Origin of the sequence: Streptomyces sp. MJM8645 (genome assembly GCF_001625365.1) — a bacterium.
Lineage (GTDB): Bacteria > Actinomycetota > Actinomycetes > Streptomycetales > Streptomycetaceae > Kitasatospora.
In genome coordinates this window covers 1,479,162-1,503,826 of record NZ_LJJF01000001.1, presented here as the reverse complement: position 1 = coordinate 1,503,826, position 24,665 = coordinate 1,479,162, and the positions used below count along the sequence as shown (strand labels likewise).

24 protein-coding genes are annotated in these 24,665 nt (G+C 72.6%); 20 read left to right on the top strand and 4 right to left on the bottom strand.

Annotated features, from left to right (window positions below; genetic code table 11):
* Nucleotides 1–53: 53 nt before the first annotated feature.
* Nucleotides 54–896 carry a chitosanase gene (locus tag A6F73_RS06225; protein WP_063346852.1) on the top strand — a complete coding sequence of 281 codons (843 nt, stop codon included), beginning with the start codon at nt 54–56 and terminating at the stop codon, nt 894–896.
* A gap of 69 nt (nt 897–965) precedes the next feature.
* Here A6F73_RS06225 and A6F73_RS06220 read toward each other — a convergent pair whose 3' ends face one another.
* The gene (locus A6F73_RS06220; RefSeq protein WP_063346851.1) at nt 966–1,835 is read right to left on the bottom strand and encodes a 3-hydroxybutyryl-CoA dehydrogenase; all 870 of its coding nucleotides are present in this window, start codon (nt 1,833–1,835) and stop codon (nt 966–968) included.
* Between the two features lie 282 nt (nt 1,836–2,117).
* On the opposite strand from A6F73_RS06220, the gene A6F73_RS06215 reads away from it, so the two are divergent.
* A complete protein-coding gene (locus A6F73_RS06215; RefSeq protein WP_063346850.1) occupies nt 2,118–2,936 on the top strand; it encodes an SDR family oxidoreductase in 819 nt (272 codons plus the stop codon).
* Between the two features lie 44 nt (nt 2,937–2,980).
* Here A6F73_RS06215 and A6F73_RS06210 read toward each other — a convergent pair whose 3' ends face one another.
* Complete coding sequence (locus A6F73_RS06210) at nt 2,981–3,940, bottom strand: polysaccharide deacetylase family protein (RefSeq protein WP_079135471.1); 960 nt, start codon at nt 3,938–3,940, stop codon at nt 2,981–2,983.
* 275 nt (nt 3,941–4,215) lie between these two features.
* On the opposite strand from A6F73_RS06210, the gene A6F73_RS06205 reads away from it, so the two are divergent.
* Entirely contained in the window at nt 4,216–5,100 is an 885-nt protein-coding gene (locus A6F73_RS06205; protein WP_079135470.1) for an SAM-dependent methyltransferase, read from the top strand.
* Between the two features lie 157 nt (nt 5,101–5,257).
* Nucleotides 5,258–5,764 (top strand): FBP domain-containing protein, encoded by a 507-nt coding sequence (locus tag A6F73_RS06200; protein WP_063346849.1) that lies wholly within the window; start codon nt 5,258–5,260, stop codon nt 5,762–5,764.
* Between the two features lie 32 nt (nt 5,765–5,796).
* On the opposite strand, the gene A6F73_RS06195 is transcribed toward A6F73_RS06200, so the two are convergent.
* Nucleotides 5,797–6,171, bottom strand: coding sequence for a S4 domain-containing protein (locus A6F73_RS06195; RefSeq protein WP_063346848.1), 375 nt, complete (start codon nt 6,169–6,171; stop codon nt 5,797–5,799).
* 85 nt (nt 6,172–6,256) lie between these two features.
* Nucleotides 6,257–6,682 (bottom strand): VOC family protein, encoded by a 426-nt coding sequence (locus A6F73_RS06190; protein ID WP_063346847.1) that lies wholly within the window; start codon nt 6,680–6,682, stop codon nt 6,257–6,259.
* A gap of 82 nt (nt 6,683–6,764) precedes the next feature.
* Here A6F73_RS06190 and A6F73_RS06185 point away from each other — a divergent pair, with 82 nt between their 5' ends.
* The 16 genes from A6F73_RS06185 (at nt 6,765) to cbiE (ending at nt 24,219) form a co-directional block, all read left to right on the top strand.
* Nucleotides 6,765–7,967, top strand: a complete 1,203-nt coding sequence (locus A6F73_RS06185) for a methyltransferase (RefSeq protein WP_063346846.1) — start codon at nt 6,765–6,767, stop codon at nt 7,965–7,967.
* Between the two features lie 162 nt (nt 7,968–8,129).
* Nucleotides 8,130–9,158 (top strand): N-acetyl-gamma-glutamyl-phosphate reductase, encoded by a 1,029-nt coding sequence (gene argC / locus A6F73_RS06180; protein WP_063346845.1) that lies wholly within the window; start codon nt 8,130–8,132, stop codon nt 9,156–9,158.
* A 14-nt stretch (nt 9,159–9,172) separates the two neighbouring features.
* Entirely contained in the window at nt 9,173–10,327 is a 1,155-nt protein-coding gene (gene argJ, locus A6F73_RS06175; protein ID WP_063350978.1) for a bifunctional glutamate N-acetyltransferase/amino-acid acetyltransferase ArgJ, read from the top strand.
* Nucleotides 10,328–10,470: 143 nt separating this feature from the next.
* Complete coding sequence (argB, locus tag A6F73_RS06170) at nt 10,471–11,346, top strand: acetylglutamate kinase (protein WP_063350977.1); 876 nt, start codon at nt 10,471–10,473, stop codon at nt 11,344–11,346.
* Complete coding sequence (locus A6F73_RS06165; protein ID WP_063346844.1) at nt 11,343–12,548, top strand: acetylornithine transaminase; 1,206 nt, start codon at nt 11,343–11,345, stop codon at nt 12,546–12,548. The genes argB and A6F73_RS06165 overlap by 4 nt, the downstream gene beginning before the upstream one ends.
* Nucleotides 12,549–12,571: 23 nt before the next feature.
* Nucleotides 12,572–13,120, top strand: coding sequence for an arginine repressor (locus tag A6F73_RS06160; protein WP_063346843.1), 549 nt, complete (start codon nt 12,572–12,574; stop codon nt 13,118–13,120).
* 182 nt (nt 13,121–13,302) lie between these two features.
* Nucleotides 13,303–14,496, top strand: coding sequence for an argininosuccinate synthase (locus A6F73_RS06155; RefSeq protein WP_063346842.1), 1,194 nt, complete (start codon nt 13,303–13,305; stop codon nt 14,494–14,496).
* A 44-nt stretch (nt 14,497–14,540) separates the two neighbouring features.
* Nucleotides 14,541–15,977, top strand: a complete 1,437-nt coding sequence (gene argH / locus A6F73_RS06150; RefSeq protein ID WP_063346841.1) for an argininosuccinate lyase — start codon at nt 14,541–14,543, stop codon at nt 15,975–15,977.
* A gap of 107 nt (nt 15,978–16,084) precedes the next feature.
* Nucleotides 16,085–16,342 carry a hypothetical protein gene (locus A6F73_RS06145; protein WP_159398377.1) on the top strand — a complete coding sequence of 86 codons (258 nt, stop codon included), beginning with the start codon at nt 16,085–16,087 and terminating at the stop codon, nt 16,340–16,342.
* 489 nt (nt 16,343–16,831) lie between these two features.
* Complete coding sequence (locus A6F73_RS06140; protein WP_063346839.1) at nt 16,832–17,335, top strand: GNAT family N-acetyltransferase; 504 nt, start codon at nt 16,832–16,834, stop codon at nt 17,333–17,335.
* Between the two features lie 579 nt (nt 17,336–17,914).
* Nucleotides 17,915–18,940: an ATP-binding cassette domain-containing protein gene (locus A6F73_RS06135; RefSeq protein ID WP_063346838.1), complete on the top strand. Its 1,026-nt coding sequence runs from the start codon at nt 17,915–17,917 to the stop codon at nt 18,938–18,940.
* On the top strand, nt 18,937–19,665 hold the full coding sequence (locus A6F73_RS06130; RefSeq protein WP_063346837.1) for a methionine ABC transporter permease: 729 nt from the start codon (nt 18,937–18,939) through the stop codon (nt 19,663–19,665). Before A6F73_RS06135 ends, A6F73_RS06130 begins: the two co-directional genes overlap by 4 nt.
* Nucleotides 19,666–19,723: 58 nt before the next feature.
* Nucleotides 19,724–20,548 carry a MetQ/NlpA family ABC transporter substrate-binding protein gene (locus A6F73_RS06125; RefSeq protein WP_063346836.1) on the top strand — a complete coding sequence of 275 codons (825 nt, stop codon included), beginning with the start codon at nt 19,724–19,726 and terminating at the stop codon, nt 20,546–20,548.
* 93 nt (nt 20,549–20,641) lie between these two features.
* Complete coding sequence (locus tag A6F73_RS06120; protein WP_063346835.1) at nt 20,642–21,856, top strand: IS30 family transposase; 1,215 nt, start codon at nt 20,642–20,644, stop codon at nt 21,854–21,856.
* 193 nt (nt 21,857–22,049) lie between these two features.
* Nucleotides 22,050–22,700, top strand: a complete 651-nt coding sequence (locus A6F73_RS06115; RefSeq protein ID WP_063346834.1) for a GNAT family N-acetyltransferase — start codon at nt 22,050–22,052, stop codon at nt 22,698–22,700.
* Between the two features lie 253 nt (nt 22,701–22,953).
* Nucleotides 22,954–24,219, top strand: coding sequence for a precorrin-6y C5,15-methyltransferase (decarboxylating) subunit CbiE (gene cbiE / locus A6F73_RS06110; RefSeq protein WP_063346833.1), 1,266 nt, complete (start codon nt 22,954–22,956; stop codon nt 24,217–24,219).
* The last annotated feature ends 446 nt before the right edge of the window (nt 24,220–24,665 follow it).

Here is a 24,665-nt window from a genome sequence, read left to right as displayed (position 1 = left end):
CCTTAATTCTCGTTAGGAAAGTTTCCTAACCCCCCGAGGAAACGGAGCATCGTATGCGTCCCCAGCACCACCGTGCCCTCCGCATCGCCCTCGCCGCCGCCCTGGTGGCCGCGCCCCTCACGGTCGCGGCCGCCGGCGCCGCCACCGCCGCGCCGACGTCCGCGACGTCCGTCCAGCTCAAGGGAGTCGGGCTGGACGACCCGCACAAGAAGGACATCGCGATGCAGCTGGTGTCCAGCGCGGAGAACTCCTCGCTGGACTGGAAGGCCCAGTACAAGTACATCGAGGACATCGGCGACGGGCGCGGCTACACCGCCGGCATCATCGGCTTCTGCTCCGGCACCGGCGACATGCTGGACCTCGTCCAGCACTACACCGACCTCAAGCCGGGCAACGTCCTCGCCAAGTACCTGCCGGCCCTGAAGAAGGTCAACGGCAGCGCCTCGCACGCCGGCCTCGGCACCCCCTTCGTCAACGACTGGGCCGCCGCCGCCAAGGACACGGTCTTCCAGCAGGCCCAGAACGACGAGCGCGACCGGGTGTACTTCAACCCCGCCGTCAACCAGGCCAAGTCCGACGGCCTGCGCGCGCTCGGCCAGTTCGCCTACTACGACGCCATCGTCATGCACGGCCCCGGCAACAGCTCGGACAGCTTCGGCGGCATCCGCGCCGCCGCCCTGAAGAAGGCCAAGACCCCCGCCCAGGGCGGCGACGAGGCCACCTACCTCAAGGCCTTCCTGGACGCCCGCAAGGTGGTCATGAAGAAGGAGCAGGCCCACTCCGACACCAGCCGGGTCGACACCGAGCAGTCGGTCTTCCTCAACGCGAAGAACTTCGACCTCAACCCGCCGCTCAAGTGGAAGGTCTACGGCGACAGTTACGCCATCAACAGCTGACGCAACGCCGAGCGGGGCCCGGGAGCAGCACCTCGCTCCCGGGCCCCGCCGCCATCCACCGGCCGGTGCTCAGGCGCTCGCGGTGTAGTCGTAGAAGCCGCGGCCGGACTTACGGCCCAGCAGGCCCGCGTCGACCATCCGGGACAGCAGCGGGGGAGCCGCGTACAGCGGCTCCTTGTACTCGTCGTACATCGACTCGGCGATCGAGACGATGGTGTCCAGACCGATCAGGTCGCACAGCCGCAGCGGGCCCATCGGGTGGGCGCAGCCGGCCTCCATGCCCTTGTCGATGTCGGAGGCCGTGGCCACGCCCGACTCGAACATCCGCACCGCGGACAGCAGGTAGGGCACCAGCAGCGCGTTGACCACGAAGCCGGCCCGGTCGCGGGCGCGGATCGGCTCCTTGCCGAGCTCCTGGGAGGCGAAGGCCTCGACCCGCTCGGTGGTCACCGCCGAGGTGGTCAGCGTCGGGATGACCTCGACCAGCTTCTGCACCGGCGCCGGGTTGAAGAAGTGCAGGCCGATCACCTGCTCGGGGCGGGAGGTGGCGGCGGCCAGCTTCACGATCGGGATCGACGAGGTGTTGGAGGCCAGGATCGCGTCCCGGCGCTCGACCACCTGGTCCAGGGTCTGGAAGATCTTGACCTTGATGTCCTCGCGCTCGGCGACCGCCTCGACCACCAGGTCGCGGTCGGCGAAGTCGGCCAGGTCCACGGTGAAGGCCAGTCGGGCCAGCGCCGCGTCCCGCTCCTCCGGGCTCAGCTTGCCGCGCTTGACCGCCGTGTCCAGGGAGTTGGTCAGCCGGGTACGGCCGAACTCCAGCGCCTCGCCGCTGGCCTCCGCCACCAGGACGTCCAGCCCGGCCCGGGCGAAGACCTCCGCGATGCCCGACCCCATCAGGCCGCAGCCGATCACTCCGACGCGCGCGATGTCACTCACTCAGTTGCCCTTCGGTGGTGCTGGGGATCGCCCAGCGACTGGTGACCCAGCGAGCTGCTGGTCAACGGGCCGGTGTGCCGGAATGGGTGCACCGGTCACCGTCCCGACGACGTTACTACTCCGTACCGGCCAGTAGGTCACCCCCTCCCCGGCCGGGTGCCAGGGCGAGCAGTCGTCCGAACGGGTGAGGCCGGGCCCGCCGCCCGTGCGCCCGGGGCCGGGCCCGTGCGGCGGCCGGAAGAATGCCGCAGATGGGGGCCGGGGACGGGAAGGGAGCACACGGTGCCGACGGGATCGCTCACAGGACAGGTCGCCCTGATCACCGGCGCGGGCCGGGGAATCGGCCGGGAGATCGCCATCGGCCTGGCCGCCGAGGGCATGGCCGTCGGCCTGGTCGGCCGCACCCACGGGACGCTGACCGACACCCTCAAGGAGTGCGCCCGGCGCGGCTCCCGCGGCGTCGCCGTCACCGCCGACGTCACCCGCGCCGGCGCCGTCCGCGAGGCCGTCCGGGTCGTCGAACGCGACCTCGGCCCGATCGACCTGCTGATCAACAACGCCGGCCTGGTCGACCGCGCCGAGGTGCCGCTCTGGGAGACCGACGCCAACCAGTGGTGGCAGGTGATCGAGACCAACCTGCGCGGCCCCTACAACCTGCTGCGCTGCGTCCTGCCCGGCATGGTGTCCCGGCGGCGCGGCCGGGTGGTCAACCTCAACTCCGGCTTCGCCCTGCGCCCGGACGGCCACTACACCGCGTACGCGACCTCCAAGGGCGCGCTGCTCCAGCTCTCCGACAACATGGCGGACTCGCTGGCCCGCCACGGCATCGTCATCCTCGACATCAGCCCCGGCGCGGTCGAAACCGACATGACCGCCGCCATGCCGATGTTCAAGGACACGCAGACCTGGGGCTCCATCCCGTACATGGTCGCGGTCACCGTGGACGCCGCCCGCGGCCGCTTCGACGGCCTGCACGGCCGGTTCATCCACGCCGGGCGGGACGACCTGGAGGAACTGGTCAACCGGGCCGCGGAGATCCGCGCGGCGGACGCCCGGACGCTGCGGATGCGTCCGTACAAGGCGGACGACCCGATGGGCTGAACGGGCCCCTCGGCCGACGCGGTCTTTCCTGGTCCGAAGAGCGGTCAGGCGCACAGCTGACTGGCGGTCACCGGCTTCAGACCCGCCTTGGCGAGGCCGTCCAGGATGCCCGGCAGCGCGTCCACCGTGCACTGGTGGCCCATGTGCAGGGCGACCACCGACCCGCCGCGCACCGACTTCAGCACCCGGCGCTGCAACTCGGCGGCCGACGGGTCGTTGTAGTCGCGCGGGTCGACGTCGAAGGACAGCACGTGCTCGTAGCCGACCGCCTTCGCCTGCTCGCGCACCGTCCGGGTGGCGTACTGCGCGGCGGACGGGCGGAACCAGCGGCCGATCGAGCCGGTGAGCCGCTGCAGCCGTTCGGCGCACTGGGCGATCTCGTCGTGCACCTGGGCGGCCGTCATCGTCGACAGGTCGAGGTGGTTCTGGGTGTGGTTGCCCAGCTCGTGGCCGGCGTCCAGGATCCGGCGGGCCATCTGCGGCTGCTGGTCGAGCCAGCTGCCGACGACCATCACGGTCAGCTTGATGCCGCGCTGCTCGGCGGCCTCCAGCAGCGCGGTGGCCTGCTTCGGATCGCCGCTGCCGTGGCAGGTCAGCGCCACGAACTTGCTGGTGCGCGGCCCGTTCACCACCTCGACCGGGGTGCCGGCGGCGAGCGGCGGCAGCACCGGCGGCGTCGGAGGCGTGGGCGGGGGTGTGGGCGGCGTCGCGGCCCCGGCGGCCGGCTCCGCGCCGGTGGCCGGGTCGGTACCGGCGGTCGGGTCGGCCCCGGTGGGCTGCGGCTCCGGTGGGGCGGACGGTACGGGGGAGGCCGGGCCCTCGCCGCCGTTCCAGGCCGGGTCGGTGGTGTGCTGCGGGTCGAGGGTGCCCGGGTGCACGGCGAGCCCCCCGGCGTCGGCCCGGCGCGGGGTGCCGGAGGCACACGCGCTGAGGAACCCGCTGGCGGCGGTCAGGGCGGCCAGCTGGACGGCGGTGCGCAGTACGGTGCGGCGGTCGGCAGTCATCGGCAGTCAGCATAGGGACGGCGGCCACCCACGGCGATCCGAGGAGCGTCCCGGTACCGCCATTGACGTGCACACACTCCACTGCCCGGGTGTTGCGTAAACCTGAACTCCCGCTGTTTCACCGGCGTGTCGTCGGATACGATCACGGCGCACCGCACGCCACGGGAGGGTGGCCGGGCCGGACGCGGGTCACCCCCGTCGTACCGGGCGGGCCCGCCGACCGCCGCGGCGGTGCCATTTCCGGCAGTGAGCACGGCAGAGGGGGGCGGAACAGGATGCACGAGGACAGCGCAGCCGTCGGCGAGGCCACCGGCACCGACTGGGACTGGGCCAGAGCGGACGACTGGCAGCCGCCGAGCGAGCTCGACACCGGCATCCCGCACACCGCCCGGATGTACGACTACTACCTGGGCGGCAAGGACAACTTCGAGGCCGACCGCAAGGCCGCCCAGGCCGCCATAGCCGCCTACCCCGCGCTGCCGCTGCTGGCCCGCACCAACCGGCAGTTCCTCGGCGACGCGGTGGAGTTCGCCGCCGGCCGGGGCATCCGCCAGTTCGTCGACATCGGCACCGGCATCCCGGCCGTCGGTTCCACCAGCGAGGTCGCCCAGCGGGTCGCCCCGGACGCCCGGGTGGTGTACGTCGACAACGACCCGATCGTCGCCACCCACGCCCGCGCCCTGCTGGCCGGCCACCCCGCCGGACACACCTCGGTCATCGAGGCCGACCTGCGCGACCCGGCCGCCATCCTCGACCACCCGGGCCTGCTCGCCGCCGTCGACCTGTCCCGGCCGGTCGCGCTGATGCTCGTCGCCGTGCTGCACTTCATCCGCGACGAGGACGGCGCCCAGCAGATCGTCCGCACCCTGCGCGACGCGCTCGCCCCCGGCAGCGCGCTGATCCTCTCCCACGGCAGCCCCGACTTCGCCTCCCGGGAGAGCGCCGCCGAAGGCACCCGCATCTACCGCAGCGCCAGCGCCCCCCTGGTGCTGCGCCCGCGCGCCGGCGTCGAACCCTTCTTCGGCGACTTCGAGTTCGCCGGCCCCGGCCTGGTCCAACTCCCGCTCTGGCGCCCCACCCCCGGCCACGTCCCCACCACCGAACTCCCCGAAGGCTGGCAGGACGTCTCCGCCTACGCGGGCGTCGCGTTCAAGCCGTAGCCCCGGTTCACGAGGCGGCCCCGGCGCCTCCCTCCTACGCCGGGACCGGCCTCGCAAACACCTTAGGCTCGGCCACTGACAGCCCGTCACCCTCCCCGGTGCGTACCGGGAGAAATTGGCACGACAGCGCGGGCGGGCCGGTGTTAGCTTCCGCGGCATGGAACCCCTGAACGAGAACGAGATCCGCGCGTCCTTCGTCAACTGCTCCAAGGGCGAGGCCAGTCGGCTCAACCTTCCCCGGGGCCTGGCGGAACTGCCCTGGGAGAACCTGGACTTCCTCGGCTGGCGGGACCAGGGCGCGCCCGACCGGGCCTACCTGGTGGCGTCGTACGGCGGCGAGCCGGTCGGCGTGACGCTGCGGGTGCCGACGATCCGCCGCAGCCTCACCAAGACCAACGTCTGCTCGCTGTGCATCACCGCGCACGCCGGCTCCGGCGTCGCGCTGCTCGCCGCCCGCCGGGCCGGGGCGGCCGGGCGGGAGGGCAACACCGTCGGCACGTACATCTGCGCCGACCTCGCCTGCTCGCTGTACGTGCGCGGGCTGAAGAAGTCCGCCCTGGTGACCAGGCCCGACGAGTCGCTGCCGCTGGAGCGGCAGATCGACCGGACGGTGGGCAACCTGGACGCGTTCCTCGCCAAGGTGCTCGCCGACACCGCGCGATGACGGGACGCGCCGACACCGCACGCTGAGGGGATTCAGTGCCCGCGCAGCTGGTCGAGGTCGCGCCGCTCCCGCTTGGTCGGGCGACCGGCGCCCCGGTCCCGCTCGCCGGCCGTCGCGACGAGTTCGCGCGGCGGCCGCGGCGGGCTGTTGTCGATCAGGCAGTCCGCCGCCACCGTCGCGCCGACCCGCTTGCGGATGAGCTTCTGCACCACGACGACCCGCTCGTAGCCCTCCTCGCGGACCCGGACCTCGTCCCCGGGGCGCAGCGCCTGGGCCGGCTTGACCCGCTCGCCGTTCACCCGCACGTGTCCGGCCCGGCAGGCGGCGGCGGCCAGCGCCCGCGTCTTGGTGAGCCGGACCGACCAGATCCAGCTGTCCACCCGCACGCTTCCCTCGTGTTCAGCCATCCCTGGAGCCTACCCAAGCCGCCTGGCCCGAGCCCGAGCCCGGCCCGAGCCCGGCCCGAGCCCGCGCCCGAGCCCGCGGCGCCTGCTACGCCGCCTCCGGCACCATCCGGGCCGCCTGCGGAGCCTCCTGGACCGCCCAGCCGTTGCCGTCCGGGTCGTTGAAGAACACGAAGGAGTTCCACGCCTCGCCGTGCCCGTCCACCCGGCTGCCCGCCTCGAAGTGCTGGACCGGGCTGACCTCGACGCCCCGGGCCGCGAGTTCGGCGTGCGCCTTGTCGATGTTCGGTACCACCAGCTGTAGTCCCTTCACGGATCCGGGCGGCGCCCCGATGACCCCGGTGCCCACCACGATGGAGCACGTGGAGCCCGGGGGAGTCAGCTGGACGACCCGGACCCCGTCGCGCAACCGGGTGTCGTGGTCGACCGTGAAGCCGACCAGCTCCTCGTAGAACAGCTTTGCGCGGTCCACGTCCGACACCGGGACCACCACGACTTCGAGCTTCCAGTCCATCGCCCTCACCCCTCTCGGCCGGGCTCTTCCAGTATCCGTCGAAACGGTTCCCCGTCGGGCCGTCGGATAGCCTGAGAACACGATGAATCCCGAGATCACGCCCGCCGCGGCGACCCTGTTCAGCACGCCGTGGGGCGCCTTCGACCTCACCCGCTTCCCCGAGGACCCGCGTGAGCGGCTGCGGGCCTGGGGCGCGGCCGACGAGTACCTGCTGCGCCACCTCGCGGGCGAGGCGGACAGCGCCGCCGGCACCGCGACCGACCTGGTCGGCCGCCGGATCGTCGTCCTGGGCGACCGCTGGGGCGCGTTGACCACCGCGCTGGCCGCCCACGAGCCGGTGCAGATCGTCGACTCCCACCTCGGCCGGCAGGCCACCCTGGCCAACCTGGTGCGGGCCGGCGCCACCGTCGACCCGGCCCGGCTAATGACCACCCGGGACGCCCCGCCGGAGCGGATCGACGTCCTGCTGGTGCGCGTGCCCAAGAGCCTGGCCCTGCTGGAGGACCAGCTGCACCGGCTGGCCCCCGCCGTCCACCCGGGCACGGTGGTGGTCGGCGCCGGCATGGTCGCCGAGATCCACACCTCCACGCTCGAGCTCTTCGAGCGGATCCTCGGCCCGACCCGCACCTCGCTCGCCGCCCGCAAGGCCCGGCTGATCTTCTGCACCCCGGATCCGGCGCTGGATCCCGGCCCCAGCCCGTGGCCGCACCGCTACGCGCTGCCGCCGGACGTCGGAGCGGTGTCCGGGCGCACGGTGGTCAACCACGCCGGCACGTTCTGCGCCGAGCGCCTCGACATCGGCACCCGCTTCTTCCTCGGCCACCTGCCGACCCCGGCGCCCGGGGCCCGGGTGGTCGACCTGGGCTGCGGCAACGGCGTGGTCGGCACGGCCGCCGCGCTGGCCGGGCCGGGTGCGGAGCTGGTGTTCGTCGACGAGTCCCATCAGGCGGTGGCGTCGGCGGAGGAGACCTTCCGCGCCAATCTGGGCCCGGACGCCCGGGCGGAGTTCCTGACGGCCGACGCGCTGGCGCCGGAGGTGGCGCCCGCGGGCTCGGTGGACCTCGTCCTGAACAATCCGCCGTTCCACTCGCACCAGGCCACCACGGACGCCACCGCCTGGCGGATGTTCACCGGTGCCCGGCGGGCGCTGCGGCCGGGCGGGGAGCTGTGGGTGGTCGGCAACCGCCATCTCGGTTACCACGTCAAGCTGCGGCGTCTCTTCGGGAACTGCCAGCTGGTGGCGGGCAACCCCAAGTTCGTGGTGCTGCGCGCGGTCAAGCGGTAGTCCGGCGTCCGCCCGGTCGGGGGAGGGTCGGTCGCGGGCCGGTGGCGGCCCGGCCGGGCGGACGCACGGCGGTTTTCGGGCGTTCTCCGGGGTCCTGACCGCAGCTCCTTGCATGAATGTTCCGTGCTGCGTATATTCATGCCACAACAAAGGAGGAACGCCATGGCGTTGCGAGTCGCCGTCGCCGGCGCGAGCGGATACGCGGGCGGCGAGGTGCTGCGTCTGCTGCTCGGCCACCCGGAGGTGGAGATCGGGGCGCTGACCGGCGGCTCGAACGCGGGCACCCGGCTGGGCGCGCTCCAGCCGCACCTGATCCCGCTCGCCGACCGCGTCCTCGAACCCACCACCCCCGAGGTGCTGGCCGGCCACGACGTGGTCTTCCTGGCGCTGCCGCACGGCCAGTCCGCCGCCGTCGCCGAGGCGCTCGGCGACAACGTCCTGGTGGTCGACTGCGGCGCCGACTTCCGGCTCCGCGCCGCCACCGACTGGGAGCAGTTCTACGGCTCCGCGCACGCCGGCACCTGGCCCTACGGCCTGCCCGAACTCCCCGGCCACCGGGCCGCGTTGAAGGGCAGCAACCGGATCGCCGTGCCCGGCTGCTACCCGACGGCCGTGTCCCTGGCGCTGTTCCCGGCATACGCGGCCGGGCTCGCCGAGCCGGAGGCCGTCGTGGTCGCCGCCTCCGGCACCTCCGGTGCGGGCAAGGCCGCCAAGACCCACCTGCTGGGCAGCGAGGTCATGGGCAACGTCAGCCCGTACGGCGTCGGCGGCGTGCACCGGCACACCCCGGAGATGGTGCAGAACCTCACCCCGGTCGCGGGCGAGCCCGTCACCGTCTCCTTCACGCCGACCCTCGTCCCGATGCCGCGCGGCATCCTCGCCACCTGCTCCGCCAAGGCGCGGCCCGGCGTGACCGCCGAGAGCCTGCGCGCCGCCTACACCGAGGCGTTCGCGGACGAGCCGTTCGTCCACCTGCTGCCCGAGGGGCAGTGGCCGCAGACCAGCAGCGTCTACGGCGCCAACACCGCCCTCGTCCAGGTCGCGCTGGACGCCACCGCCGGGCGGATCATCGCGATCAGCGCGATCGACAACCTCGTGAAGGGCACCGCGGGCGGCGCGGTGCAGAGCATGAACATCGCCCTGGGCCTGCCCGAGGAGCTGGGCCTTCCCGTGAACGGAGTCGCACCGTGAGCAACAGTACGAACGTGGGCGTGACGGCCGCCAAGGGCTTCCGGGCCGCCGGCGTGACCGCCGGCATCAAGGCCTCCGGCACCCCGGACCTCGCCCTGGTGGTCAACGACGGCCCCGCGCTCGCCGCCGCCGGCGTCTTCACCGCCAACCGGGTCAAGGCCGCGCCGGTCGTCTGGTCCGAGCAGGTCCTCAAGGGCGGCCAGGTGTCCGCCGTGGTCCTCAACTCCGGCGGCGCCAACGCCTGCACCGGCCCGCTCGGCTTCCAGGACACCCACACCACCGCGGAGAAGGTCGCCGAGGAGCTGGAGCTCAACGCCGGCGAGGTCGCCGTCGCCTCCACCGGCCTGATCGGCGAGCGCCTCCCGATGGACGTCCTGCTGCCCGGCGTCGCGCTGGCCGCCCGGGAGCTGAGCGCGACCGGCGGCGAGGCCGCCGCGATCGCCATCAAGACGACCGACACCGTGCACAAGACCGCCCAGGTCACCAGCCCGGCGGGCTGGACGGTCGGCGGCATGGCCAAGGGCGCGGGCATGCTCGCCCCGAGCCTGGCCACCATGCTGGTCGTGATCACCACCGACGCCGACCTGGACGCCGCCGCCCTGGACACCGCGCTGCGCGGCGCCACCCGCACCACCTTCGACCGGATCGACTCCGACGGCTGCATGTCCACCAACGACACCGTGCTGCTGCTGGCCTCGGCCGCCTCCGGCGTCGTCCCGGACGAGGCCGAGTTCGCCGAGGCGGTCCGCACCGTCAGCGCCGACCTGGCCCGCCAGCTGATCGCCGACGCCGAGGGCGCCAGCAAGGACATCCGGATCGACGTCACCGGCGCCGCCACCGAGCAGGAGGCCGTCGACGTCGCCCGGACGATCAGCCGCAACAACCTGCTCAAGTGCGCGATCCACGGCGAGGACCCCAACTGGGGCCGGGTGCTGGCCGCGATCGGCACCACCGACGCCGCCTTCGAGCCGGACCGGCTGGACGTGGCCATCAACGGCGTCTGGGTCTGCAAGGACGGCAGCGTCGGCGAGGACCGCACCCTGGTGGACATGGCCGGCCGCGAGGTCGTCATCACCGCGAACCTCAACGCCGGTACGGCGAGCGCCTCGTTGTGGACCAACGACCTCACCGCCGACTACGTCCACGAGAACAGCGCCTACTCGACCTGATGCCCGACAGGTGACGCGCGCCACCGATGCGCGACACCTGATCCGCGACACCCGATGCGCGACACCCGTTCGGACGAGGGACACCCGTGAAGATCGCACCCAAGGGCGAACAGGCCCGCAACAACACCGCGTTGCCCAAGGCGATGACGCTGATCGAGGCGCTGCCGTGGCTGGAGCGCTTCCACGGCAAGACCGTCGTGATCAAGTTCGGCGGCAACGCCATGGTGGACGAGAGCCTCAAGTCGGCCTTCGCCCAGGACGTCGTCTTCCTGCGCTACGCCGGCCTGCACCCCGTCGTGGTGCACGGCGGCGGCCCGCAGATCAGCGCCCAGCTGGAGCGGCTCGGCCTGGAGTCCAGCTTCACCAACGGCCTGCGGGTCACCACCCCCGAGACCATGGACGTGGTCCGGATGGTGCTGGCCGGCCAGGTGCAGCGCGAACTGGTCGGCCTGCTCAACGAGCACGGCCCGTTCGCCGTCGGCATGACCGGCGAGGACGCGCACACCATGACGGCGGTCAAGCGGTACGCGGTGGTGGACGGCGAGCAGGTCGACATCGGCCTGGTCGGCGACATCGTCAACATCGAGGCCGGCGCCGTGAAGGCGCTGATCGCCGACGGCCGGATCCCGGTCATCTCCTCGATCGCGCGCGGCGCCGACGGCCACGTCTACAACATCAACGCCGACACCGCCGCGGCCGCCCTGGCGGTCTCGCTGGGCGCCGAGATGCTGGTGGTCCTGACCGACGTCGAGGGCCTCTACGCGGACTGGCCGAACTCCGACGACGTGATCAGCCAGCTCGCCGCGAGCGAGCTGGAGGAGCTGCTGCCGAGCCTGGCCAGCGGCATGCTCCCCAAGATGGAGGGCTGCCTGCGCGCCGTCCGCTCCGGGGTGGGCACCGCCCGCGTCCTGGACGGCCGGGTGCAGCACAGCCTGCTGCTGGAGATCTTCACCGACGAGGGCATCGGCACGATGGTCGTGCCGGACGACGAACAGACCGTGACCGGGGGACTGGCATGACCGCGAACGAGCAACTGACCGGCCGGTGGCAGCACGCCTTCACCGACAACTACGGCACCCCGCGGATCGCGCTGGTGCGCGGTGCGGGCGCCAAGCTCTGGGACGCCGACGGCAAGGAGTACACCGACCTGCTCGGCGGCATCGCCGTCAACGCCCTCGGCACCGCCCACCCGGCGGTCGTCGAGGCGGTCAGCCGGCAGATCGCCACCCTGGGCCACGTCTCCAACCTCTTCATGGCCGAGCCGACCATCGCCCTCGCCGAGCGGCTGCTGCGGCTGGACGGCCGGGAGGGCGGCCGGGTGTTCTTCTGCAACTCCGGCGCCGAGGCCAACGAGGCCGCGTTCAAGATCAGCCGCCGGACCGGCCGCACCCACCTGGTCGCCCTCCAGGGCGCCTTCCACGGCCGGACGATGGGCGCCCTCGCGCTCACCGGCCAGCCGGCCAAGCAGGAGCCGTTCCGCCCGCTGCCCGGCGACGTCACGCACGTCCCGTTCGGCGACGTCGAGGCGCTGCGCGCGGCCGTCACCACCGAGACCGCGGCGGTCTTCCTGGAGCCGGTCCAGGGCGAGAACGGCGCGATCCCGCTGCCCGAGGGCTACCTGAGGGCGGCCCGCGAGATCACCCGGGCGACGGGCACCCTGCTGATCCTGGACGAGATCCAGACCGGCGTCGGCCGCACCGGGTACTGGTACGCCCACCAGGCCGTCGAGGGCGTCGAGCCGGACGTCGTCACCCTCGCCAAGGCGCTCGGCGGCGGGCTGCCGATGGGCGCGGTGCTGGCCTTCGGCGAGGCCGCCGAACTGCTCACCCCGGGCCAGCACGGCACCACCTTCGGCGGCAACCCGGTGGCCGCGGCGGCCGGGCTCGCGGTGCTGGACACCATCGAGTCCGAGGGCCTGCTGGAGCACGTCCGCAAGCTCGGCGAGCGGCTGCGCCAGGGCGTCGAGGCGATCGGCGACCCGCTGGTCTCGCACGTGCGCGGCGCCGGACTGCTGCTCGGCATCGTGCTCACCGAGCCGGTGTCGGTACAGGTGCAGGCCGCCGCGCAGGAGGCGGGCTTCCTGGTCAACGCGGCCGTCCCGGACGCCGTCCGGCTGGCCCCGCCGCTGGTGCTGACCGAGCAGGAGGCGGACGCCTTCCTCGCCGCTCTGCCGGGCGTCCTGCGGGCGGTGCGCGAGGGCGCCCCGGCCGATGCGAGCTGACCGTTGTCCGGGAGAATAACCACATGACCGTTTCCCACTCCGGCCCGTCCGCCGCAGGCCCGTCGCCGCAGGTGCCGCAGACCCGCACCGCGCGGCACCGGCGGATCGTGGACCTGCTCACCCGCCAGCCCGTGCGCTCGCAGAGCCAGCTCGCCAAGCTGCTCGCCGACGACGGACTCGTGGTCACCCAGGCGACCCTCTCCCGGGACCTGGACGAGCTGGGCGCGGTCAAGATCCGCAACCGGGACGGCGCGCTGATCTACGCCGTCCCGGCGGAGGGCGGCGACCGCACGCCGCGCGCGCCAATGGGCGAGTCGGCCAGCGAGGGCCGGATGGCCCGGCTGGCCGGCGAGCTGATGGTCTCCGCGACGGCATCCGGCAACCTGGTGGTGCTGCGCACCCCTCCGGGGGCCGCGCAGTTCCTCGCCTCGGCGATCGACCAGGCGGAGGTGTTCGAGATCATCGGCACCATCGCCGGTGACGACACCGTCCTGCTGATCAGCCGGGACCCGGCGGGCGGCCAGGCGCTCGCCGACCACCTCATGCAACTCGCCCAGGCGAAGGCGCAGTAGCGCGCCCCGACGCGAGACCCCGACGCGTCACGACGCACAACGACGCGACACGACACGAAACCCCGACCGGTGGAGAACTTCCCCGGCCGGGGTTTTGTGTTTCATACGGACTAGTGCATACTTATGCCTGTCGCCGTAAATCTGTACGGAAACCCTGTACGTAGAGCTGTAAGGAGAAAGCCGTGGCCGAGCGCGTCGTACTCGCCTACTCGGGCGGACTGGACACCTCCGTCTGCATCGGCTGGATCGCCGAGGAGACGGGCGCCGAGGTCATCGCCGTCGCCGTCGACGTCGGCCAGGGCGGCGAGGACCTGGAGGCGATCCGCCAGCGCGCGCTGGACTGCGGCGCCGTCGAGGCCGAGGTCGCGGACGCCCGCGACGAGTTCGCCGACGAGTACTGCCTCCCGGCGATCAAGGCCAACGCGCTCTACCAGGGCCAGTACCCGCTGGTCTCCGCGCTGTCCCGGCCGGTCATCGTCAAGCACCTGGCCGCCGCCGCCCGCAAGCACGGCGCCACCACCGTCGCGCACGGCTGCACCGGCAAGGGCAACGACCAGGTCCGGTTCGAGGTCGGCATCAACTCCCTGGCCCCCGGCCTGAAGTGCATCGCCCCGGTGCGCGACTACGCGATGACCCGGGACAAGGCGATCGCCTTCGCCGAGGCCAAGGGCCTGCCGATCGCCACCACCAAGAAGTCCCCGTACTCGATCGACCAGAACGTCTTCGGCCGGGCCGTCGAGACCGGCTTCCTGGAGGACATCTGGAACGCCCCGATCGAGGACGTCTACGACTACACCCAGGACCCGGCCGCCCCGCGCGAGGCCGACGAGGTGGTCATCACCTTCGACGCCGGCGTCCCGGTGGCGATCGACGGCCGCAAGGTCACCGTCCTCCAGGCCATCGAGGAGCTGAACAAGCGGGCCGGCGCCCAGGGCATCGGCCGGCTGGACATGGTCGAGGACCGGCTGGTCGGTATCAAGTCCCGGGAGATCTACGAGGCCCCCGGCGCGATCGCCCTGATCACCGCCCACCAGGCCCTGGAGAACGTCACCGTCGAGCGCGAACTCGCCCGCTACAAGCGGCAGGTGGAGCAGCGCTGGGCCGAACTCGTCTACGACGGCCTCTGGTTCTCCCCGCTCAAGCGCGCGCTGGACGGCTTCGTGAACGAGGCCAACCAGCACGTCACCGGCGAGATCCGGATGGTCCTGCACGGCGGCCGGGCCGTGGTCAACGGCCGCAAGTCCGACCAGTCGCTGTACGACTTCAACCTCGCCACCTACGACACCGGCGACACCTTCGACCAGTCGATGTCCAAGGGCTTCATCGAGATCTTCGGGATGTCCTCGAAGCTCGCCGCCCGCCGCGACCTCGCCTGATCCCCTCCCGTCCCCACCCCCCTTCCCCGTCAGGAGCCCACGCGATGTCCGCCGACCAGCACGCCGACCAGACCGCCGACGTCCGCCTCTGGGGCGCGCGCTTCGCCGACGGCCCGTCCGAGGCGCTGGCCAGGCTCTCCGCCTCGGTCCACTTCGACTGGCGCCTCGCGCCGTACGACATCGCCGGCTCCAAGGCCCACGCCCGGGTCCTGCACAAGGCCGGCCTGCTCTCCGACGACGAGCTCGCCGCGATGCTGGCCGGCCTCGACCAGCTGCTCGCCGACGTCCAGGCGGGCACCTTCACCGGGACCGTCGCCGACGAGGACGTGCACACCGCCCTGGAGCGCGGCCTGCTGGAGCGCCTCGGCGCCGACCTCGGCGGCAAGCTGCGGGCCGGGCGCTCGCGCAACGACCAGATCGCCACCCTGTTCCGGATGTACCTGCGGGACCACGCCAAGACCATCGGCGCCCTGGTGCTCGACCTCCAGCACGCCCTGGTCGGCCTCGCCGAGGCGCACCCGGACACCGCGATGCCGGGCCGCACGCACCTCCAGCACGCCCAGCCCGTCCTCTTCGCCCACCACGTCCTCGCGCACGTGCAGGCCCTCGGCCGGGACGCCGAGCGGCTGCGCCAGTGGGACGTCCGCACCGCCGTCTCCCCGTACGGCTCCGGGGCGCTGGCCGGCTCCTCGCTCGGCCTCGACCCGCAGGCCGTCGCCGCCGACCTCGGCTTCGAGGGCGGCTCGGTCGGCAACTCCATCGACGGCACGGCCTCGCGCGACTTCGTCGCCGAGTTCGCGTTCGTGACCGCGATGATCGGCATCAACCTCTCCCGGATCGCGGAGGAGGTGATCATCTGGAACACCAAGGAGTTCGGCTTCATCACGCTGCACGACGCCTTCTCCACCGGTTCCTCGATCATGCCGCAGAAGAAGAACCCGGACATCGCCGAGCTCGCCCGGGGCAAGTCCGGTCGGCTGATCGGCAACCTGACCGGCCTGCTGGCCACCCTCAAGGCACTGCCGCTCGCCTACAACCGGGACCTCCAGGAGGACAAGGAGCCGGTGTTCGACTCCTGCGACACGCTGGAGGTGCTGCTGCCCGCGTTCACCGGGATGATGGCCACCCTCACCGTGCACCGGGAGCGGCTGGAGGAGTTGGCCCCGGCCGGCTTCTCGCTCGCCACCGACATCGCCGAGTGGCTGGTCAGGCAGGGCGTGCCGTTCCGGGTCGCGCACGAGGTGGCCGGCGCCTGCGTCAAGGTCTGCGAGGCCGAGGGCATCGAGCTGTCCGACCTGACGGACGAGCAGTTCGCGGCGATCTCGGTGCACCTGACGCCCGAGGTCCGGTCGGTGCTCAGCGTGCACGGCGCCATCGCCTCGCGCAGCGGGCGCGGCGGCACCGCGCCGTCGGCGGTGGCGGTCCAGCTCGCCGAGGTGAAGGCGGACCTGGCGCGGCAGCAGGAGTGGATCCAGGGCTGACCGCCGGTCTGCGGGGGAGGGGCGTGACGGTCCGACCGTCGCGCCCCTCCGGCGTCCGCACCCCCGGTCGGGCGTAACCCGGCCCGCCCCGGCCCGTCATGCACGGTGTGTGCACTACCCTTCCGCCCGTCCCCTCCGCCGAGGACGTCTTCCTCGCCGAACGCCGCCGCCGCGTGGTCCGCGAGACCGTGGCCGGCCTGCCGGGCCGCTGCCCCGAGCTGGTCGCCGCCCTCGCCGAGGATCCGCCGCCGACCTACCGGGAGCTCTCCGAACGCCTCGGCATGCCGCGCGGCTCGATCGGGCCGACCCGCTCCCGCTGCCTCGCCTGCCTGCGGATCCTCCTCCATGCCGAGCGGTACCCGTGAGCGGTATCCGCGAGCGGCCGGTGACGCTCCGCACGCGGATCACCCCGGAGGCGGCTCCGCCCGGGTGACGCTCCGCACGCCCGGCCGCCCCCGTCGGCCACCGCCACCGACCTCCGCCACCCCGGGTGACCCTCGCCACGTCGAGCCGTCGCCGCCCCCGGCCACGCCCCGCGCGCGGCGCCCACCAGCCGCCCCACCACCCGCCCCGCCCCCGCGTGACCCTCGCCACGTCGAACGCCCGGAAGGTTGAGAGCAGCTGACACGCGGGTAGAGCGCTGGCGAACGTAGCTCTTGACGGTGCCGCGATCGCTCGGATACTGAGCGTGAGCGCGTCGCCGTCGACCCGGGCACTTCCGGGCCGCGCGGCTGGTACGTTCGTGCGCCACCCCCGGTCAGGGCAGATCCCCGGCCGGGACATCTCCGGCAGGACATCCGGTGCGGCACCCTCACGTTTGCGCGCCGGGCACGACGATGGGGAGGCCCCAGCACATGGGCATGAGCGTGATCATCTCGGCGGCGGACGCTGAGGACGCGGAGCAGATCCTCAAGCTCCAGTACCTCGGCTACCAGCCCGAGGCGGAGCTGTACGGCGACTGGGCGATCGAGCCCCTGACGCAGAGCCTGGAGAGCCTGCGCGCCGAACTGTCCGGGCAGTACGTCCTGGTCGCCCGGCTGGGCGACGAGGTGGTCGGCACCGTCCGTGGTCACGTCGACGCCGAGGGCGTCGGCCGGATAGGGCGCCTGGTCGTCCACCCGAGGATGCAGCGGCACGGCCTGGGCGGCCGGCTGCTGGACGCGCTGGAGCGCCGCCTCGCCGAGGACGGCCGTCCGGTGACCTCCTACCGCCTGTTCACCGGCCACCGCAGCCTCGGCAACCTGCGGCTGTACACCCGCCTGGGCTACCGCCAGTCCGCGGTCGAGCCGGTCACCGACCGGCTCAGCCTGGTGCACCTGGAGAAGCCCGCCGTGGTGTCGCTCGCCGCGACCGCCTGAGCCCTCCGCCCGTTCCGGCCCGCACGGCGCCGCCACCATCCGGACACTCCGGTGGCGGCGCCGAGCCGTATCGTCGCTGGTGGCGGCGCCGGGTGTCCGCATTGCGGACATCACATCCAAGTAATTGGGTCCAAATCGACCCATCTGATTTACTGGCTCACATGACTGCGACGACGAAATGGACCCCCACCGGCACCCTGCCGGCAGGTGAGCGCGCCATGTGCCGTCGAATGTGTCACCGCTGAGGGCCACCGCCCCCGGCACCCGGTTGAGGGTGCCCCCACCTCGCGCCCCGAAGCGAGACCCGGCGTCGTTCCCGTCCGTGCGAGCGCGCCCAGCCTGCCACACCCCTTCTCCCCGCCTGCCCACCCATGGGCGGGTGGTCGTCCACGACGACTCGTGCCCGTGACTCGCGCCCGATGACTCGTAAGGGCCACGCCGTCGCGCGGCCCGGCCGCGCAGCGGCCACGATCAAGAGGTGGCAGGTCCGGATCCCCCTGGCGAAGCGCCGTGCACGTCGCCGACCGCACCCCGGTCGGGTGGCCGCCCGCCGCCCGCCCCCGACCCACGGAAGCAGCTGTGATCACCACCACGGACCTCACGAAGGTCTACCGCTCCCGAGGCCGCGAGGTGAGCGCCCTCGCCGGCGTCGACCTGCACGTCCGCCCTGGCGAGGTCTACGGAGTCGTCGGCACCAGCGGTGCCGGCAAGTCCACCCTCATCCGCTGCGTGAACATGCTGGAGCGTCCGACCTCCGGCACCGTCACGGTGGACGGGGTCGAGCTGACCGCGCTGTCCGGCGGCGAGAACCGGGCCGGCCGGGAACTGCGGGAGGCGCGGCGCCGGATCGGCATGGTCTTCCAGCACTTCAACCTGCTCTCCTCGCGGACCGTCCAGCAGAACGTCGAGCTCCCGCTGGAGATCATCGGACTGGACCGCACCCAGCGCCGCCGCAAGGCCGCCGAACTGCTCGACCTGGTCGGGCTCGGCGACAAGGCCCGCAGCTACCCCAACCAGCTCTCCGGCGGCCAGAAGCAGCGCGTCGGCATCGCCCGGGCCCTGGCCGGCGACCCCAAGGTGCTGCTCTCCGACGAGGCCACCTCGGCGCTCGACCCGGAGACCACCCGTTCGATCCTCAAACTGCTGCGCGACCTCAACCAGCAGCTCGGCCTCACCGTCCTGCTGATCACCCACGAGATGGACGTCATCAAGTCCGTCTGCGACTCCGCGGCCCTGATGCGCGGCGGCCGGGTGGTCGAGTCCGGCAGGCTGACCGACCTGCTGGCCGAACCCGGCTCCGAGCTGGCCCGCGAGCTGTTCCCGCTCAGCGAGTTCGGCACCGGCCACCCCGGCTCGACCGTGCTGGAGATCACCTTCCAGGGCGACTCCTCGGCCCAGCCCTTCGTCTCCCAGCTGGCCCGCACCTACCAGATCGACATCAACATCCTCGGCGCCGCGGTGGAGACCATCGCCGGCCGGATGGTCGGCCGGATGCGGGTCGAGCTCTCCGGCGGCCACCAGGACAACGTGGTGCCGATCGGCTACCTGCGCGAGCAGGGCCTGCAGGTGGACGTACTGGGCGCGGCGGACGGAGCGGTGGCATGACCTGGGACCAGATGTGGGCCCTGATGGGGCCCGCCACGCAGGAGACCTTCCAGATGGTCGGCGTCTCCACGGCCGTCACCGTGCTGCTCGGCCTGCCGCTGGGCATCCTGCTGGTGCTGACCGACAAGGGCGGGCTGCTGGCCAACCGGGCCGTCAACAAGTCGATCGCCTTCGTGGTGAACATCGCCCGCTCGGTGCCGTTCATCATCCTGATGATCGCGCTGATCTCCTTCACCCGCTGGCTGGTCGGCACCTCCATCGGCTGGCAGGCGGCGACCGTGCCGCTCACCATCGGCGCCATCCCGTTCTTCGCCCGCCTGGTCGAGACCTCCATCCGCGAGGTCGACCGCGGCCTGGTCGAGGCCGTCCAGGCGATGGGCGGCAGCACCTGGACGATCGTCCGCAAGACGCTGCTCCCGGAGGCGCTGCCCGGCATCGCCGCCTCGGTGACCACCACGATCATCACGCTGATCAGCTACTCCGCGATGGCCGGCACGGTCGGCGGCGGCGGCCTCGGCACGCTCGCCGTCAACTACGGCTACCAGCGCTTCGAGACCGCCTTCATGTGGGTCATCGTGGCCGAGCTGGTGATCCTCGTCACCGCCGTCCAGCTGATCGGCGACTTCGCCGTCCGGCGCCTCGCCAACCGCGGCGGCACCGGCGGCCGGACCCGCCTGCTGGGCCGCGCGCCGGCCGCCCCCGACGAGGACCTCGTCGCCCCCTAGACCTCCCGGGTCCGACACCGGACCACGGCTCCCCGTATCACGCAGAAAGGCACTTTTCGTGCGCAACGCCCTGAAGTTCACCAGCATCCTCGCCACCGCCGGCATCGCCCTCTCGCTGGCCGCGTGCGGCAGCTCCGGGTCCTCCTCCTCGGACCCGAACGCGCCGCTCAAGGTCATCGCCAGCCCCACCCCGCACGGGCAGATCCTCAAGTACGTCAAGGACAACCTCGCGGCCAAGGCGGGCCTCAAGCTCGACATCAAGGAGGTCACCGACTACGTGACCCCCAACACGGCGGTGCAGGACGGTTCGGCCGACGCGAACTACTTCCAGCACGTCCCGTACCTGGAGGACTTCAACAAGAAGCACGGCACCGACATCGTCTCGGTCGAGCCCGTGCACCTGGAGCCGCTCGGCGTCTACTCCAAGAAGGTCAAGTCGATCGCCGACCTGCCGGACGGCGCCACCGTCGGCCTGCCCAACGACGCCACCAACGAGGGCCGCGCGCTCAAGCTGCTCGCTGACAACAAGCTCATCACGCTGAAGGACGGCGTCACCACCGCCGCCACCCCGGCCGACGTGACGGGCAACCCGAAGAACCTCAAGTGGAAGGAGCTGGAGGCCGCCCAGCTGCCCCGCTCCATCGCCGACCTCGACGCCGCCGTCATCAACGGCAACTACGCGCTCGACTCCGGCCTGAAGCCCGCCACCGACGCGCTGGTGCTGGAGAAGGCCGAGGGCAACCCGTACGCCAACATCCTCGCCGTGAAGAAGGGCAAGGAGAACGACCCGCGCGTGAAGAAGCTGGCCGAGCTGCTGCACTCCGACGAGGTCAAGAAGTACATCGACGACACCTTCCAGGGCTCGGTCATCCCGGCCTTCTGAGCCGCGGTCCGATCCACGCCCTGATCCCGACCGGGCCCCCGCCGCACCCTTGGGTTCTAGGAGTCGTTGCAACACCCCAGTTCAAGGGGTGCGATGGACTTCGAGATCCGCAGGGTCCGGGCGAACCACACCACGAGGCCTCTGGTCCGTGAGCGGGAGGAATACTTCCGGCTCATGGACCAGGGCCTGAGTAGCGCCGAAGCGTGTCGGCGTGTGGGGATCAACCACCGGACGGGCAAGCGGTGGCGCAACGGCCGCAACCCGTCGGGCAGGAACAAGGCGGCACCACCGGCCAACGCGGTGGTGCCGCCTTCCGCTCCGTCCCGCTACCTGAGCGAGGCCGACCGGCTCCACATCGCCGACCGGCTGCGGGAGAAGGCCACCGTCCGCGCGATCGCCGCCGAGCTGGGCCGCAGCCCGTCCACGGTCAGCCGGGAGATCCGCCGCAACCGGCACCCGGACAGCGGGGCCTATAGCCCGCACGCCGCACAGGCCCGCGCCGATGCCCGAAAGCCCCGTCCCAAGCCTGGCAGGATCGGCCGCAACCCCGAGCTGCGGGACTTCATCCAGGACCGTCTGGACAGGAAGTGGAGTCCGGAGCAGATCTGCCAGGCTCTGCGGGACACCTTTCCCGAGCGGCCGGAGATGCACGTGGTCCACGAGACTGTCTACCAGGCCCTCTACGTCCAAGGCCGCGGGGAGCTCCGCCGCGAGCTGGCCGGCGCCCTGCGCACCGGCCACGCGCGCCGCGTCCCCCACCGCCAGGCCGCCGCACGCAGGCCCAGGTTCGCCACCCCGATGGTCATGATCAGCGAACGCCCGGCCGAGGCCGAAGACCGGGCAGTGCCCGGCCACTGGGAGGGCGACCTGATCATCGGAAAGGACGGCGCCTCCGCCATCGGGACCCTGGTCGAGCGCGCCACTCGCTACGTGATGCTCCTGCACCTGCCCCACGGCCGCGCCGCCGAGCACGTTCGCGACGCCCTGGTGGACACCGTGCAGTCCCTGCCCGGCCACCTGGTCCGGTCGCTGACCTGGGACCAGGGCGCGGAGATGGCCTCCCACGGCTCGTTCACCGTCGCCACCGGCGTCCCGGTCTACTTCTGCGACCCCGCCAGCCCCTGGCAGCGCGGCTCCAACGAGAACACCAACGGGCTCCTGCGGCAGTACTTCCCCAAGGGCACCGACCTGACCACCCACGGCCCGCAACACCTCGCAGAGGTCGCCGCCGAACTCAACGGCCGCCCACGCAAAACGCTCGGCTGGGAAACCCCAGCCGAGCGCCTGCATAAACTACTCGCGGCCTGATCAAACCAACCACGTGTTGCGACGATCCCTAGAAACCGCCGATTCGTCCGGGGCCCGGTCGGGCAGGATGCACCCGGGGCGCCCTGGTCGGCGGCGTTCTGACGTACCGTCGTGCGGGCGGCGCACCGCGTGACACCCGGGGCACGGCGGGGGCGTACGGTGTTGTGTTCACGACCCGGCGAGGAGAGACGGCATGGCAGCGAGCTTCCCCGAGACCGCCATCAGCACCGAACGGCTTCTGCTGCGGCCCCTTGCGGAGGACGACGCGCCCGGCCTGGCCACGATGATGGCGGACGAACTCGTCCTGGCCTGGACCGATCTGCCGCACCCCTTCACCGAGGCGTACGCGACCGAACTCGCCCGCACCCTCGCCCCCGCCCACCGGGCCGCCGGCCGCGGCATCGTCTTCGCCGTCACCGAGTACCTCACCCAGCGCCTGGTCGGCCTGGTCGAACTGCGCAACACCGACTGGCGCCTGCGCAGCACCGAGATCTCCTACGTCACCGCCTCCTGGGCCCGCGGCGAGGGCTACGCGCCCGAGGCCGTCCTCGGCGTCAGCCAGTGGCTGTTCGAGGACCGCGACTTCCTGCGTCTGGAGCTGCGCACCGCCGCCGGGAACACCGCCGCCCAGCAGGTCGCCCAGAAGATCGGCGGCATCAGCGAGGGCGTGCTGCGCAGCGCCTGGATAGTCCGGGGCGAGTCCGGCGGGTCCGGCGAGGCCGCGGTGGAGAGCCGCAGCGACCTCATCCTGTGGAGCCTGCTCCCGGAGGACCTGGACGCGCCCGAGCCCGAGCCGCAGCGGGGCGGCTGGCACGGCGACCAGCGCTACGTGCTGCGCGACTGAGCCGCCCCGATCGCGCGAGCCGCCTGTACCGCCCGAGCCGTTTGAGCCGCCTGAGCAGCCGATCCGCCGGCGGCTCGTCACGGACATGTGTACGAGATGTCGGCGCCGAGGGGATCACACCCGGTAGCCTCTGCACCGGCGCCGCACACCGGCGCGGTTTGTCGGCGCACCGAGTCGCACACCGGGTGACACCACAGGGACACCCCGGGTCGCAGGCCGGTCCGCGCACCGAGTCGAGGGAGAACGGCCGCAGATGGCTGACCGGATCACGGTCATCGGGTGGGACGGCACGCCGCTGACCGAGGCCGCCGGCGCGGCCCTCGCCGCAGCGACCCTGGTGGCCGGCGCCCCCTACCAACTGAACGCCCTCCCGGTGCCGGACGCCGCCGAGCGGATCACCCTCGGCAACGTCCGGCAGGCTGCCCGGCGGATCGCCGAGCACCGCGGCGCCGCCGTCGTGGTCGCCGAGGGCGACCCGGGCTTCTTCGGCGTCGTGCGCGCGCTGCGCCGCCCCGAGTACGGCCTCGAACTGGAGGTCCTGCCCGCCGTCTCCTCGGTCGCCGCCGCCTTCGCCCGGGCCGGCATGCCCTGGGAGGACGCCCAGGTGGTCAGCGCCCACGGCGGACGGCTGCGCCGCGCGGCCAACATCTGCCGGGCCCACCCCAAGGTCGCAGTGCTGACCGCGCCCGGCGCGGGGCCGAGCGAACTGGCCCTCATGCTGCGCGGGGTGCACCGGACCTTCGTGGTCTGCGAGGCCCTGGGCACCCCGGACGAGGACGTCACCGTCCTCACCTCCGACCGGATCGCCGACCACGTGTGGCGCGACCCCAACGTGGTGCTGGTGATCGGAGGCCACGGCGGTCCGCAGGCCGGCGGGGTCGACACGGAGGCCGGCTGGCTGGCAGGGCGCCCGGTCGGCTTCCCCGGCGCGGACCGCGGCTGGGCGCTCCCCGGTGACGCCTACGCGGGCGCCGGGCGCGCGGGGGACGAGCCCGGCGCATCGGAGGCGCTCCCCGCGCACGTGCGCGCCCTGGTGCTGGCCCGTCTGGGTGCTCGTCCGGGGGATCTGGTCTGGTCGGTCGGCGCGGGCAGCGGCGCCCTCGCGGTGGAGGCGGCCCGCTTCGGCGCCGCCGTGGTCGCGGTCGAGGCGTCCCGCTCGGCCTGCGCCGGGTTGGCGGTGAACGCGCGCCGGTACGGCGTCGAGGTGGAGACCGTGCACGGGCAGGGCCCCGAGGTGCTGGGCGGCCTGCCCGAGCCGGACGTGGCGGTGGTGGAGTCCGGCGGCCTCGACGTGGTGCGCGCGGTGCTGGCCCGCCGTCCTGAGCGGTTCGTCGCGGTGCCCCGGACCCTCGCGGAGGGGGAGCAGATCCACCGGGCGATCGCCGAGGCCGGCTACCGGGCGGACGGTGTGCTGCTGCAGTCCACTCCGCTGTCGGCCGCCGGTGGCGCCGGTGGCGGGCTGGTTCTGGGGGCGGGTGGAACCGGCGTGCTGCTGCTCTGGGGTGAGCAGATCGCGTGAAGGACCGGGGTGCGTCCTGTGGATTCGACCTGATCCGCCGGGCGCATTCTGGTCCCGCGCTGTGCTGCTGAGGGGTCGTGGTGGGGCCGGGCGGTGATCCAGGTCGCATCCGGACACCGATTCGAGAGGTGACCGTGCTGGGCCGGTAGTGTGGCGTCCTGGGCGGCTGCGGCGGTCGGCGACCCACCCGATTCAGTCGGTTTGTCGCCTTTTTGACGTGGTGCAATCCGGTTTTGCTCGGAGTGTGGGCAATTCGACGGGCCGCGTGCCGGACCTGGAGAATGCCGTAGGGTCCGGTGCGGTCGTGCCGGTTGCTCCGGGTTGTCGTTGTTTCAGATGGTGCGCCGCCCGGTGTGGGCGGTGCGCAGGCCGGGGTGCCGCAGTGCGCCGGAAAGACTTGGGCCGCAGCGCCTCGGCGCGGCGGCCGCGTGTGGTTGAGGGACGGG